Origin of the sequence: Aquidulcibacter sp. (assembly GCF_020253525.1) — a bacterium.
Classification (GTDB): Bacteria; Pseudomonadota; Alphaproteobacteria; order Caulobacterales; family Aquidulcibacteraceae; genus Aquidulcibacter.
On the sequence record NZ_JADCBK010000031.1, the window covers coordinates 1 to 13,038 of the forward strand.

A 13,038-nucleotide genomic window follows, 5' to 3' on the forward strand; every position below is an offset into this window, starting at 1 on the left:
AATTGCCAAAGCTCGCCCGCAGACCAAAGCCTTTTTCGAGCTTTCCCAATTTGATGTGCCCTTCAACCTCGACGCGTGGGATGGCTATCCGGCCGCGCGCGAACGTCTGTATGCGGCTGCCAAGGAAGCAGGCGCGCGCTTGATCGTCTGTACGGGCGACACCCACGCGGCTTGGGCCAATACGTTGAAAGATGCGGGCGGCGAGGTTCGTGGCGTTGAATTTGGGGGCACCTCTGTGACCAGCCCCAGCATTGCAGACACTTTCGCCAATTTCGGCTTGGAGGGGGCTGCGCTGAATGAGTTAATCACCCGCGCCAATCCTGAAGTGGAATGGCATGAGGAGACCAAGCGTGGCTATACCTTGGTCAGTATCACGCCAGAAAATGTACGCGGCGACTTTATGGAATTGGATACGGTGAGGTCCAAGACCTTCCTCGTCACCAAAGCCACCAGCTGGGAAACCACTTTTGGGCCCAAGCCCATGGGGTTGGTTCAGGTCTAGTGGGCTAAACCCGTAAATTCGGGCGACCCCTTGTCAGCGCCTTCAAACAGGCCCTAGATGGGGCCATGAGCTTTGAATCTTCACCCCATGCTTTGCCGCGCCGCGCGCCCAAAATTTGGTTTGAACGGCGTGAATTTGATCTGATCCTGAACCTCTATGGGCGCGGGCAAATGGCAGGCGAATGGCGCGACTATGCCATTGATGATGGCCCGGATGCGGTAACATTTTCGATTTTTCGCCGCGCCAGCGAGAACCCGCTCTATCGCATTGAAAAACGCCCGGCCTTGGCCTCCAAACAAGGCCAGTGGAGCGTTCTAGGCTCCGCTGGCCAAGTCTTAAAGCGCGGCCATGATCTGACCGCGACCTTGGATGTGTTGGAGCGTAAACTGCTGAAAGTGGTTAGGTCCTAACCAGCTCTAGCGCTTGCGACGTGCCGTCCAAGCCATCAAGAAGTTACGGCCATCCGACAGGGTTTGACCTTGAATGATGGAATTGGCGCGCATGCGGCCTGAATGCCAATACGCACCCGACAAATCGGCTGTGCGGCCGGCAAATACGATCTCATTGCCTTTAATCGTATAGCGGCCATTTTGAATTTCACTGCCATAGAAGGTGCCCTTGAACGTGCCGGCCGTAACCTCAGTCACCACAAACTCGGTCTTGCTGGGCTCGGTATTCGGGTCGCTATAGAGTGAAACGTCCCACGTCCCGATGAGGGCCGATGGCATCGGGGCCACGTCGATCTTTTCATCCGTGTCATTCACATTGATGCTGACACACCCGCCCAGAGCGAGCGCGAGCGACAGGGCTGCGGCAGCCCCTAATCTATAATTCATCTTGATTTCCCCAGTTGTCAGTCGTCCCACGCCTGTCCTGCCAGAAGGCTTTGTGGCGGGCCAGTTAAATGCTGGTAAGGTTCAGGCTGAGGCTAAATCCGCTTCCAAAAGATTGTCGTGGCGGCAAGCTCGCCATCGGGTGTCAACGCATAATCAGGCAAGGGCGGCAGGGGGCTATAGCCGGCCTTCCGATAGAGGTGTTCGGCGGCAGAGCCCGTCTGGGTGTCGAGCACCAGGAGAGATTTGCCAGCAAACCGCGCCCGCTCTTCGGCGGCATCAAGCAGGCGCGTCCCAAGCCCCAATTGGCGGACCTTTGAATGCACGATCATTTTGGAGACTTCGCCGCGATGAGGCTGGTTCTGCGGCATATCGAGAACCACTTGCACCGTGCCCAAAATGGCCCCGCCAATTTCGGCCACCAACAGGGCTTTGTCACCGGCTTGAACCGCTTGGGAAACACCCTCCCAATAGGTCCGTGCACGGGCTTCTTCCATCGGCTTCAAAAAACCAAGAGAGGCACCATTTTCGACGGCATCAACCAATAAGCTGGTCAAATCATCAAGCTCAGAACCCGATAAGGGTTCGCTCACCCTACGAATTTGCATCAAGCAAAGCCGGTGCCCGCCGTGGCAAGGCCCCGGGCGCGAATGTCGTTCAAAGTCTGGTCCCAATAATGCTCGCGATAATGGCCTGCAATCTCCACCGCCGTGGTGAACCAAACCTCATCCTTGTGAGAGGTGATATAGCTCAAAGCCCGCTCAAAGGCCTTGATCCGGTGGCTTTGGCTGACGAGATAGGCATGCAGCGGGATACACATGACCGTTCCGCTGTCGCCGCCTTCTTCGAGAAGCTGATCAAAATGGCGCATCAAGACGTCTGCATAACGCTCTGCACTCATGGCTAGCGCGCCATAGGTGATGACATCATTGACCTCGAGCGAATAGGGCATGCTCATCAGCTTGCCGGTCTTGGTCTTGATCGGCTGGGGCTGGTCGTCTTGAAACAGGTCGCACGTGTACCAGAAATCATATTCGGCAATCAGGTCGAGCGTGCGCTCGGTATGGGTCAGGGCGGGGGCCAAATAACCGCGAATGCGCTGGCCCGTGGCAGCCTGAACGGTGGCAATGGAATCTTCCAACACCGCGCGCTCTTGGGCTTCATCCATTTCATAGGAATAGCGCGTGTTATAAATGCCGTGCGAGAAAAACTCCCACTTACGTTCAACGCATGCCTCAATAATCTCAGGGCAATGTTGGCACATGGCGACATTGAGCGAGATGGAGCCGCGCAAGTCGTGCCGGTCCAACATCTCCATCAGCCTTTGATGGCCTACCCGATTGCCCCAGTCGCGCTGGGAATAGCCAACGACATCGGGTGAAGGCTTGGGCCAGCCCGGTCGCTTGGGATTCACCGGCGGCATGAATTCATAATATTCGATATTGGGCGCGATCCAGAAGGCAAGCTTCTTAGAACCGGGCCAGATGATCTTGGGCCGGTTCAGATAGGGCCAGTCATCATAAAGATTGGGGTCAGCCTGCATGGGCAAAGTTTGCGCGACCCGCGGGGGGAAGGCAAGGGGGGCGGTGACGTGTGCAGTCTCGCTTTGACCCGTTTGGGCTTGCGATTTCAAGAAAGTTGGTCTATTATGGTCACATATGACTACTTCTGCGGGCCAAGGTAAAGCATGCAAACGATCAATCTGAAGGATGCCAAGGCAGGCTTTTCGAGCTTGGTTGACGATGTGATCAAGGGCGATTTCGTTACGATCACGCGACATGGCAAGCCAGTTGCCGCTTTGGTTTCCATCGAAGCTGGTGAGATTGCCCGCAAGGCCTTGGAGCGAAAGCGCTCTGGACTGATCGCCTATCTGCAAGCGATGCCAGTTGATATTCCAGATCGCAACTCCAGCCCCTCGCGCGAAGTCATCCTTTGAACGGCTATCTGCTGGATACGAATATAATCTCGATGCTGTCGCCATCGCGTCAGCACGCGACGCCCGAATTCTTGGCTTGGCTCGATCAGATGGATGCCTCGGGCAAGCTCTTTCTCTCTGTCGTGACGATTCACGAGATTGAAAAAGGGATAGCACTTCTCGAACTCAAAGGCGCTGAGGCGAAGGCCGCTGAATTGAGGCGCTGGCTTATGGGCCTTGTTGCCATTTATGAGGACCGCATTCTTCCTATTGATACTGCGGCGGCAGCTTGCGGCGGGAAGCTAGAAGCAAAAGCAACTGCATCTGGGCACCAGCCAGGGATAGCAGATGCGGCGATTGCGGGTATCGCCAAAATGCATGACCTGACGATAATTACCCAAAACCTCAAGCATTTCGCACCATTCGGCATTGAAGTGCGCGACCCAAATGATGCTCTCAAACAGGGATGACAGCCAGTCCAACCCGGCTCTATACTTCCCCCAGAACGAATTTGGGGAGAGGCGAGCATGGCCCAATCTGGTGAAAACTCACGGCGCACGATTTTAGGGGCCTTGGGGGCCAGTGCGGCGATCCCGCTTCTACCCAGTTTAGCCATCGCCAAGGGCCAGACGGGGGCTGACGCCCGCTTTGCCAAGATCGCTTCAGACTGGCTCGACCAATCGATGCGCCTAAGCCCGGTGACGGCGACGTGGACTGGCGATCACCGGTTTGACCATTTGTTGAATGATTACACGCCAGCGGGCCGCGCCGCCTCTTTGAATTTCGCCAAAGCGACGTTGGCCAAGGTGAAGGCGCTGCCGAAGGCAAGTCTCTCGCGCGCCAACCAAGTCGATCAAGCCATGCTGGCCAATGCGTTAGAGGCACAAATTTGGACAAATGAAACGTTGCAAGATTGGGCGTGGAACCCGCTCGTCTGGCAAGATGCGGCGGGTAGCGCGCTCTACACCCTTATGGCGCGCGATTTTGCACCTTTGTCCCAGCGTCTGAACAATGTGACGGCGCGCTTGAAGCTGTTACCGGGCTTTTTAGCGATGGCGCGCGCAAACCTCGTACCCGCACGCGTTCCCACGCCCCATGCTGTGACCTATGCGGCACAAAATCAGGGCCTTAAGTCCATCATCACCGATATGATTGAGCCTGCGAAGGGCGCGCTTAAGGGCGCGGAGCTCGACGCCCTCAATGCTGCAATTGCTGGGTTTTTGAGTGCCGTTGATACCCATCAAAGCTGGATCGATCAGACGCTGGTGCCCGCAGCCAAGGCAGACTTTCGGGCGGGGGCGGCGCGCTTTGATCGGCAATTAACCTATACGCTGTTGTCGCCCCTCTCGCGGCAAGAGATACGTCGCAGGGCCGAACAAGCCGTGCGCGAGGTGCGGGCCGACATGTATGCGGTGTCTGTTAAAGCGCTGTCAGGCCGGGCCGATGCCCCGCCTTTGCCCGCCAACCCAACAGCGGCCGAGCAGCAAAAAGTCATTCGCGCCGCGCTAGATCTTGCCGCCGCAGACCGACCCGCCCGCGATAAACTGGTGGAAGTGGCCACCGAAGCCACCGAAATCGCGCGCAAATTTGTCGTGCAAAAGGATTTGATCACTTTACCCAATGGCCCCGTCCGCATCATCCTGATGCCGGAATTCCAGCGCGGTTTCTCGATTGCCTATTGCGACAGCCCGGGGCCGCTGGAGAAGCATTTGGACACCTTCTATGCCGTCTCGCCCATCCCTGATGATTGGACGGAAGAGCAAGCCATCTCCTTTACCCGCGAATATAATCGCCGCGGCATTCAAGATATTGCCGTGCACGAAGCGATGCCTGGCCATTATGTCCAGATTTTCCACGCCAATTCTTATCCCTCCATCCTGCGCGCCGTGTTAAGCTCGGGCAGCTTTGTCGAGGGCTGGGCGGTCTATGCCGAGACGATGATGGTGGAAGAGGGCTTTATGGCCGACGATCCGCTCTATCGCTTGACGCAATTGAAAGTGCTGTTGCGTACCATCACCAATGCCATCATCGACCAAGGCATTCATGTCGATGGGTGGAGTGAAGCCCAAGTGATGACCTTCCTGACCGAAACCGCCTTCCAAGAAGAACGCGAAGCTGCTGGCAAATGGCGGCGCGCGCAATTGTCGGTCACCCAGCTTTCCACCTATTTTGTCGGCTTCTCCGAACATATGGAAGCCCGCGCCGCCGCCAAGGCCAAAAAGGGCGCAGCCTTTCAGCTGAAAGCCTATCACGACGGGATCTTGGGCTTCGGCTCACCGCCTGTGCGCTATGCACGTGCTTTATTGCTAGATGAGGCGATTGGGTGAGGGGTGGGCGTGCGCCGTTCCTAAGCGAAAAGCGCAGGATCGATCACTTGTCTTCGCAATTTCAAATCGTCATCCCGGACGGCGCAGCCGATCCGGGACCTCGTGCCGCAAAATCCCACAAGGTCCCCGCTCTCCGCTTCGCGGCGGGGGGATGACATCACGTGGTGAAACCTTCACCCCCGACCCGCAAACCAGGCATCAATTTCAACCACGCCCACCACATCGGCATATTTCAATAAGAGGTCGGTCAAATTGGCGAAATGATAGCTTTCGTGCTTATCGGCCACACATTCTTCCGGCACGATGGTGCGATAGCCGTGGCTGAGGCTGTCCACTGCTGTGGCGCGCACGCAACCCGATGTTGAGCCGCCAGTGATGATCAGCGTGTCGACCTTGTGCCAGACCAGATAGCTCGCAAGCTGGGTCTCAAAAAAAGCTGAAGGCATGCGCTTGGTATAGGTAAGGTCAACGCTTAGGTCGATGTCACAGCGGGGGTCGAATTGGTGGCGCTCGCTGTCATATTTGATGTTTTGCAAGCTGTCGGGCGTGTTGGTTCGCGTGCCCCAAACCCCCGCATCGCCTGCATCGGGCTTATAAGCCACACGCGTCCAGATTACCGGCATGCCTGCGGCCCGCGCCAAAGCGCTGATACGATTGGTGTGCTCAATCTGGCGTGGATCGGTGACGTATGAGGTGTTGGGGAACAGGTCTGGCCGCGTATAGGCTTGTTGGAAGTCGATATTGACGATGGCGAGCTTGTTGCCAACGCCGAACTTGGCGCGGTTTGGATTGGCCTTGACGCGGGCATAGATTTGCCGCGCCGTCAGATCTTCACACACCATGGTCGGTTCAAATGAAAGCGGCGTTTGGGCCAAGGCTTGCTCCTCTAGACTGTTTCAGACGTTTTTGACCGCGCGTGCGACCGAAGGCTGCGGGAAGCCTGCATCGCCAAAGGTCGCGGCAATGGCCTTATGGGTGTCATACACCACCTGCCAATAATGGTCATTATGGCAGAAGGGGCGAACCAAAAGCTTCGGGCCGGATTCAGTAAACTCAATAATCTCAACCACCGGCGCGGGCTCTTGGATCACATTGGGGATGGTCGATACAGACTTGCGAAGCAGGGCCATGGCTTCATTGGGGCTGACCGTGGCGGCCAATTGCACGCGCAAATCCACTGCCCGATAGGGATTGGCCGAATAATTCTGAATAATGGCGGTAGAGACCGCATTATTGCCAATGATGGTGCGCACATTTTCCAGCGTGTTGATCGTGGTGGCAAACATGCCGATCTCGGCAACCGTGCCGGTTACGCCAGCAGCGGTGATGAAGTCGCCCACTTTGAAGGGCTTGAACAGGATCAGGAAAACACCTGCCGCGAAATTGGCCAACAGGCCCGACCAAGCCGCCCCAACCGCAAGGCCGGCTGCTGCCACCAGTGCCGCCAAGCTTGTTGTCTCAATGCCAAACACATTGAGAATAGCAATGACCAAAAAGATATTGAGGCCGATGGTGACGATCGAGCCGATCCACGTCTTGATCGTCCGGTCCATCGTATTGTGCAGGAGGGCGCGCGTGATCGCCCGGCTGATCAAGCCAATCACCCAACGACCAATGAACCACAGGGCAATCGCACCCAGGGCCTTCAAACCGAGACTGACGGCAGTCTCCATCCCTGTTTTGACAAGGGTTGGCAGAATATCGGTTTCGATCTGGGTCATGTGGGACGGGTCCTAGCCAGTTCGCCAAGTTGAACGTGTAACTGCGACCAAATTCGGGGTTTTGGCTGGGGGGTCAAGCGAGCGCGACAGAATAATGCCGCGCCCGCCTGTGTGGACTATTTTTTGCCGCCGAAAAGACCACCCAAAGCATTTTTGGCCATATCGGTCAGGTCATTCACCGGATTGCCATCGCCATCCTTGTCGAGGCTGGCGACCACGCCAGACAAGGGGGTGTCTTTCAGCTTGCCCAACATGTCGCCAACAAAGGTTTGTGCGGCACCAGTCAGTTCGGCTGCTTTCGCGCCAAGGCTGGTCGAAAGGCCAGCCGCCACGCCTTGGACTTGCTCCAGCGGCAAGCCGGTTTTTTCTGCGATGATTTGGGCCGAACCCATGATGTCGCCGCCGCTTTCTTTGGCATGGGCCAAAAGGTCTGCGGCCAAGGTTTGGGCGCGTTCGGCTTCAAGACCAACTTTATCGCCAAGGGTTTTGAGGAAGTCGGCACCGCCGACTTTGGTGAGTAATTCTTGTACATTAAATGACATTTGGCTTCTCCTCAAAGTGAAAGCCCTATCAGCTTACGGGCAAACCCATCTTAAAGCCATGGCACGACGGCGTGATGACAGAGGAAAAACTTTAGACCTGCTTCTATTTACTTATGAGCATCCACATAAGCCTTAAGAACCTGCTGCATTTTCTTGATGTGCCCCTTGCCACCACTTTGGGCAACGAAGAAGTCGTAGACTTCTGGCTGCAGCCGCAAATGCACCGACTTGCGCCCCTGTGGTTCAACCAAAACAGCGTCCGCCCAAAAATCGGGGCCAAGAGATGGGCCAATGGGGGCGTCCTTTCGGGTTCGGGTCTCGCCGCGATCACGTTTTGCCCGTGCTTCTTCGAGAGACATGCGCACCATAGAGTTCACGCTCATCTGTTCCACCTTTCCAAGCGCTGATCAGGCGCGTTGAACCACCTCTTTGGGTATGGACAACCACAAAGCATTCATCGTCCATAATGCCTATTGAGCGCATACGCTGCTCGCCATAGTTGTACCTGCGATCTTCTGCCGACAAGACAAAATTTTCGAAGATCAGCATGGCATCGGCAAAATCAACGCCATGCTTCAGGATATTCGCCCGATTTTTCTCTTCATCCCACTCAAATTCCATCGGCGTAACCGTAAGTGCCGGTCTTTTCGCCAAAGTGACGAAGTGACCCACGTGTGGCCGCACATTTGGTTACGCTGGCCCATCAGAATGGCCTTTGCCTGACAGGGTACAGACTAGACGCTTTAACGCGGTTGCGTACACGATTTGTGTACACAAAGCAACTTGAAACTCTACCCCGCGCCGCCCACAGTCAGTCCGCCAATGCGCAAGGTCGGTTGGCCGACGCCGACGGGGACGGATTGGCCAGCTTTGCCGCACATGCCTACGCCCTGATCCAAGGCGGCATCATTGCCAATCATGGAGATTTTGGTGAGCGAGGTTGGCCCGTCGCCAATCAGACTGGCCCCTTTGACGGGCGCAACAATCTTCCCATTTTCAACCAGATAGGCTTCGGTACATTGGAAGACGAATTTGCCCGACGTGATATCAACCGAGCCGCCGCCGAAATTGGTGGCATAAATTCCGCGCTTCAGGCTGGCAACAATCTCTGCCGGGTCCATAGAGCCCGATTCCATCATAGTATTGGTCATCCGCGGCATCGGGCTATGGGCGTAGCTTTCGCGGCGGCCATTGCCAGTGGGCGCAACGCCCATCAGACGCGCATTCATCCGGTCTTGCAGATAGCCGACCAAAATGCCGTCTTCGATCAGAACGGTACGTTGGGTCGGCGTGCCTTCATCATCTATCGTCAAAGAGCCCCGACGATTGGCCAAGGTGCCATCATCGACAACGGTAACGCCGGGCGAAGCCACGCGTTGACCAATCATGCCAGCAAAGGCCGAAGTGCCCTTGCGGTTAAAGTCGCCCTCAAGGCCGTGCCCAACAGCTTCATGCAGCAAGATGCCGGGCCAACCAGGGCCCAAAACCACATCCAGCTCACCGGCAGGGGCGGGGATTGCGTCTAAATTGACCAAAGCGACGCGCAAAGCTTCATCGGCAAGGGCTTTGAGATGACCTTCTTCAATCCATTGCGCATAATCGGCCCGACCGCCCGCGCCGGCCGAACCACTTTCGCGCCTGCCATCCTTTTCCGCCGTGACAGAAACATTGACACGAACCAGCGGTCTTGTGTCGGTGCGCACATCGCCATCGAGGCGTACAATGGCAATTTCTTTGCGCGAAGCGGCCAGCGACACAGAAACTTGAACAACCCGTGAGTCCTTGGCCCGGACATAAGCATCAATCTCGCTCAAGGTCGCGATTTTGGCTTCAAAGCTGGGCGCAGACAACGGGTCGCAATCACTATAGAGTTTGGTATTGGTGCGGTCAGGGGCTTCGGCAAGCGTGCCCGAATGACCACGCTTGGCGATACTGGCAGCCGCCGCAGCCCGCTTGAGCGAGGCATTGGATAATTCGTTGGCATGGGCATAGCCTGCCGCTTCGCCGGCTACCACACGCAGACCAAAGCCTTCATCTGAATCGTAAGAGGCTGATTTTAAACGTCCATCATCCCATAGAAAGCTTTCGCCACGAGCGCGCTCTAAGAATAATTCCCCATCATCAGCATGGTGCAGCGCTTCTTTGAGAACCGCTTCAGAGCCAGCCGCCAAGGCCAATTCCGAGAGGGGGGCTAGGGTCTGCTCAATCGTCTGCTCTGCCATGGGGGATCCTTCCAACTGGGCTTAAGACTTAAGCAGTGTTGGCGGCAATGCAAATGAGGGATACAGCCAGCCCTCGCGACCGGCTGAGCCTTGGTTTTGGAACAATTCGCGCGCTCAGGTTCAAAAATGGCGGTTTTGGGCCGCAAAGCGGTGAGCAAGTGGCAGACTTGCCCCGTCAGCCTGACGTTGAGGCACCTTTAGCATTACTGAAAAGCACGGTGTTTCCAATGTGTCGCCCCACTTTCCCCCCGCTGCCTAGGCGTGTTATGGCCTTGTTTGATTAGGGCGACTCTGTGTCGCCCTGCGACAATTTGTACACATCGACCCACGTGACAAATGGTCTCAGAGAGCTATTTCGGTTCGATGAGGCCACGTCACGTGTCTTGATGTGGTTAAGGGGAGCATCATATGCGTCGTTGGCAATCGGCAGGAATAGCTGGATTGATCACTGCGGCATCGGCCGCTGGGTTTGCTTGGGCAGATCAGCCCGTAGATAAGGGCCTTTCACTTCAGGCGCCTGTTACCGAAGTGGCTCGGGACATCACGTTCTTCCACGATCAAATCTTGCTGCCGATCATCATTCTGATTTCGCTGTTCGTGGCAGGTCTGTTGGCTTATTGCATCATCCGCTTCAACAAAAAGGCCAATCCTGTTCCTGCGAAATTTACCCACAATACCACAATCGAAATCGTGTGGACTTTGATCCCGGTTTTGATCTTGGTCGGGATTTCGGCTTTTTCGTTCCCCTTGTTGTACAAAGAAGACCAAACGCCTGCAAAGTATGACATGACGCTGAAAGTTACGGGGCACCAATGGTATTGGAGCTATGAGTATGCCGACGCTGAAGGCGTAGGGTTTGACTCCAATATGTTGCCACAGGATGAGGCGAAAGCCGCCGGCAAGCCATATTTGTTGGGCACCGACAATGCGGTCGTGGTCCCCGTGGGCAAAGTTGTTCGCGTGCAAGTTACCGCTTCTGACGTGATCCATTCTTGGGCCATGCCATCGTTTGGCGTGAAGATGGACGCAGTTCCTGGCCGTTTGAACGAAGCTTGGTTCCGCGTCGACAAGCCAGGCATTTATTATGGTCAGTGCTCTGAAATCTGCGGCGTGAAGCACGCTTATATGCCGGTTGAAATCAAAGCGGTGCCACAAGCTGAATTCGATGCGTGGATTGCGTCGCAAAAATCGGCTGATGCTGGCTCGACCAATCCTGCAGCGGCCCAATTTGCTGCAACCCAAACTTCCACGGCCGCTTCGGCCCAAGCCAATTAAATCTCAGGGACATACTGAACATGGCAAGCACTGCTGCTCATCTTGAAGCCCCCGCGATGGCGGATTTGAGCGACCGCCCGTCGGTCTTCAATCCCATGCGTTGGCTGTTGTCGACCAACCACAAAGACATTGGCACCATGTATCTGGTCTTTGCGATCTTCGCAGGGATTTTTGGTGGCGCCCTGTCCGGCATGATCCGGATGGAATTGATGGAGCCCGGCCTGCAATATTTTGGCGTGACCGGTGATCCAACCGCGCAAGGCCCTTGGGGTAATGCGCATAATTACAACGTGGTTGTCACCATGCACGGCCTGATCATGATCTTCTTCATGGTTATGCCTGCCATGATCGGTGGCTTTGGTAACTGGTTCGTGCCGCTGCAAATCGGCGCGCCAGACATGGCCTTCCCACGGATGAACAACATCTCTTTCTGGTTGTTGCCATTCTCCTTTGCTCTGGGTGCCCTTTCAATGGTTGTCCCCGGTCAAGGTGCAGACCCCGGCTTTGGCGGCGGTTGGGTGCTTTATCCACCCCTGTCGACTTCGGGCCATAATGGTCCGTCGATGGACTTGTTGATCCTGTCGCTGCACATTGCGGGTATCAGCTCGATCTTGGGCGCGATCAACTTCATCACCACCATCTTCAACATGCGCGCGCCTGGCATGACGTTGCACAAGATGCCGCTGTTCGTTTGGTCGGTTTTGGTCACCGTTTGGCTGTTGTTGTTGTCCTTGCCTGTGTTGGCAGGTGCCATCACCATGTTGCTGACCGACCGTAACTTTGGCACGGGCTTCTTCGACCCAGCCCAAGGTGGCGACCCCATCATGTACCAGCACTTGTTCTGGTTCTTCGGTCACCCAGAAGTCTATATTCTGATCTTGCCAGGCTTTGGCATCATCAGCCACGTCGTCTCGACCTTCTCGAACAAGCCTGTCTTTGGTTATCTCGCCATGGCCTATGCGATGGTGGCCATTGGCTTCATCGGCTTCATCGTGTGGGCTCACCACATGTATACGGTCGGTATGGACGTTGATTTGAAAGCCTATTTCGTGGCTGCAACCATGATTATCGCGGTGCCAACCGGCATTAAGATCTTCTCGTGGATTGCCACCATGTGGGGCGGTTCGATTGACTTCAAAACCCCCATGTTGTGGGCGATTGGCTTCATCTTCCTGTTCACCGTCGGTGGTGTGACTGGGGTTGTTCTGGCCAATGCTGGCGTGGATACGGTGTTGCACGATACCTATTATGTCGTGGCGCACTTCCACTATGTGCTGTCCTTGGGTGCGGTGTTCGCGATCTTTGCGGGCTTCTATTACTGGATCCCGAAGATGAGCGGTCTCAAATATTCCGAAGTGTTGGGCAATCTGCACTTCTGGGTGATGTTTGTGGGCGTGAACTTGATCTTCTTCCCGCAACACTTCTTGGGTCTGCAAGGCATGCCACGTCGCTATGTCGACTATCCAGAAGCCTATGCTTACTTCAACCACATTTCGTCGATCGGCTATTTCATCACGATTGGCGCTATGGTGATCTTCTTCATCATGCTGTTGGATATGTTCGTGCTGCGCCGTCGTCCTGCGGGTGCAAACCCATGGGGACCTGCGGCCACCACCTTGGAGTGGACCTTGTCGTCACCTCCGCCATTCCACCAGTTCTCCGAACTGCCAAAGATCGAGGCGAAAGATCATCACTGATCTG

At 55.7% G+C, this 13,038-nt stretch carries 16 protein-coding genes; 7 read left to right on the top strand and 9 right to left on the bottom strand.

Annotated elements, in window-relative coordinates; translation table 11 throughout:
- Together IOB61_RS04065 and IOB61_RS04070 are read left to right on the top strand one after the other, a co-directional pair.
- A partial coding sequence (locus tag IOB61_RS04065) for an alkaline phosphatase D family protein (RefSeq protein ID WP_290812591.1) occupies nucleotides 1-502 on the top strand: 502 nt, incomplete at its 5' end.
- 65 nt (nucleotides 503-567) lie between these two features.
- Entirely contained in the window at nucleotides 568-912 is a 345-nt protein-coding gene (locus tag IOB61_RS04070; RefSeq protein ID WP_290812594.1) for a DUF2794 domain-containing protein, read from the top strand.
- Nucleotides 913-918: 6 nt separating this feature from the next.
- On the opposite strand, the gene IOB61_RS04075 is transcribed toward IOB61_RS04070, so the two are convergent.
- The 3 genes from IOB61_RS04075 to IOB61_RS04085 form a co-directional block, all read right to left on the bottom strand.
- Nucleotides 919-1,338 carry a hypothetical protein gene (locus tag IOB61_RS04075; protein WP_290812597.1) on the bottom strand — a complete coding sequence of 140 codons (420 nt, stop codon included), beginning with the start codon at nucleotides 1,336-1,338 and terminating at the stop codon, nucleotides 919-921.
- Between the two features lie 92 nt (nucleotides 1,339-1,430).
- Nucleotides 1,431-1,928, bottom strand: a complete 498-nt coding sequence (locus tag IOB61_RS04080; protein ID WP_290812600.1) for a GNAT family N-acetyltransferase — start codon at nucleotides 1,926-1,928, stop codon at nucleotides 1,431-1,433.
- 14 nt (nucleotides 1,929-1,942) lie between these two features.
- The gene (locus IOB61_RS04085; protein ID WP_290812603.1) at nucleotides 1,943-2,968 is read right to left on the bottom strand and encodes a polysaccharide deacetylase family protein; all 1,026 of its coding nucleotides are present in this window, start codon (nucleotides 2,966-2,968) and stop codon (nucleotides 1,943-1,945) included.
- Nucleotides 2,969-3,022: 54 nt separating this feature from the next.
- On the opposite strand from IOB61_RS04085, the gene IOB61_RS04090 reads away from it, so the two are divergent.
- The 3 genes from IOB61_RS04090 to IOB61_RS04100 are packed head-to-tail and all read left to right on the top strand — an operon-like array spanning nucleotide 3,023 to nucleotide 5,577.
- Complete coding sequence (locus tag IOB61_RS04090) at nucleotides 3,023-3,271, top strand: type II toxin-antitoxin system Phd/YefM family antitoxin (protein ID WP_290812606.1); 249 nt, start codon at nucleotides 3,023-3,025, stop codon at nucleotides 3,269-3,271.
- A complete protein-coding gene (locus IOB61_RS04095; RefSeq protein ID WP_290812609.1) occupies nucleotides 3,268-3,720 on the top strand; it encodes a type II toxin-antitoxin system VapC family toxin in 453 nt (150 codons plus the stop codon). The genes IOB61_RS04090 and IOB61_RS04095 overlap by 4 nt, the downstream gene beginning before the upstream one ends.
- 57 nt (nucleotides 3,721-3,777) lie before the next feature.
- Nucleotides 3,778-5,577 carry a DUF885 domain-containing protein gene (locus tag IOB61_RS04100; protein ID WP_290812612.1) on the top strand — a complete coding sequence of 600 codons (1,800 nt, stop codon included), beginning with the start codon at nucleotides 3,778-3,780 and terminating at the stop codon, nucleotides 5,575-5,577.
- 173 nt (nucleotides 5,578-5,750) lie between these two features.
- Here IOB61_RS04100 and IOB61_RS04105 read toward each other — a convergent pair whose 3' ends face one another.
- The 6 genes from IOB61_RS04105 to tldD all read right to left on the bottom strand — a co-directional run bounded on the left by IOB61_RS04105 (nucleotide 5,751) and on the right by tldD (nucleotide 10,062).
- Nucleotides 5,751-6,452 carry an isochorismatase family protein gene (locus IOB61_RS04105; RefSeq protein ID WP_290812615.1) on the bottom strand — a complete coding sequence of 234 codons (702 nt, stop codon included), beginning with the start codon at nucleotides 6,450-6,452 and terminating at the stop codon, nucleotides 5,751-5,753.
- A 21-nt stretch (nucleotides 6,453-6,473) separates the two neighbouring features.
- Nucleotides 6,474-7,298 (bottom strand): mechanosensitive ion channel family protein, encoded by an 825-nt coding sequence (locus tag IOB61_RS04110; RefSeq protein WP_290812618.1) that lies wholly within the window; start codon nucleotides 7,296-7,298, stop codon nucleotides 6,474-6,476.
- Nucleotides 7,299-7,414: 116 nt separating this feature from the next.
- Nucleotides 7,415-7,840 carry a hypothetical protein gene (locus tag IOB61_RS04115; RefSeq protein ID WP_290812621.1) on the bottom strand — a complete coding sequence of 142 codons (426 nt, stop codon included), beginning with the start codon at nucleotides 7,838-7,840 and terminating at the stop codon, nucleotides 7,415-7,417.
- Nucleotides 7,841-7,947: 107 nt separating this feature from the next.
- Nucleotides 7,948-8,223: a hypothetical protein gene (locus tag IOB61_RS04120; protein ID WP_290812624.1), complete on the bottom strand. Its 276-nt coding sequence runs from the start codon at nucleotides 8,221-8,223 to the stop codon at nucleotides 7,948-7,950.
- The gene (locus IOB61_RS04125; protein WP_290812627.1) at nucleotides 8,168-8,512 is read right to left on the bottom strand and encodes a BrnT family toxin; all 345 of its coding nucleotides are present in this window, start codon (nucleotides 8,510-8,512) and stop codon (nucleotides 8,168-8,170) included. Before IOB61_RS04125 ends, IOB61_RS04120 begins: the two co-directional genes overlap by 56 nt.
- Before the next feature lie 119 nt (nucleotides 8,513-8,631).
- Nucleotides 8,632-10,062, bottom strand: a complete 1,431-nt coding sequence (tldD, locus tag IOB61_RS04130) for a metalloprotease TldD (RefSeq protein WP_290812630.1) — start codon at nucleotides 10,060-10,062, stop codon at nucleotides 8,632-8,634.
- Nucleotides 10,063-10,470: 408 nt separating this feature from the next.
- Between tldD and coxB the strand changes: the two genes are divergently transcribed.
- The gene (gene coxB, locus IOB61_RS04135; protein WP_290812633.1) at nucleotides 10,471-11,337 is read left to right on the top strand and encodes a cytochrome c oxidase subunit II; all 867 of its coding nucleotides are present in this window, start codon (nucleotides 10,471-10,473) and stop codon (nucleotides 11,335-11,337) included.
- Between the two features lie 56 nt (nucleotides 11,338-11,393).
- Nucleotides 11,394-13,034, top strand: coding sequence for a cytochrome c oxidase subunit I (gene ctaD / locus IOB61_RS04140; RefSeq protein WP_290812685.1), 1,641 nt, complete (start codon nucleotides 11,394-11,396; stop codon nucleotides 13,032-13,034).
- Nucleotides 13,035-13,038: the final 4 nt, after the last annotated feature.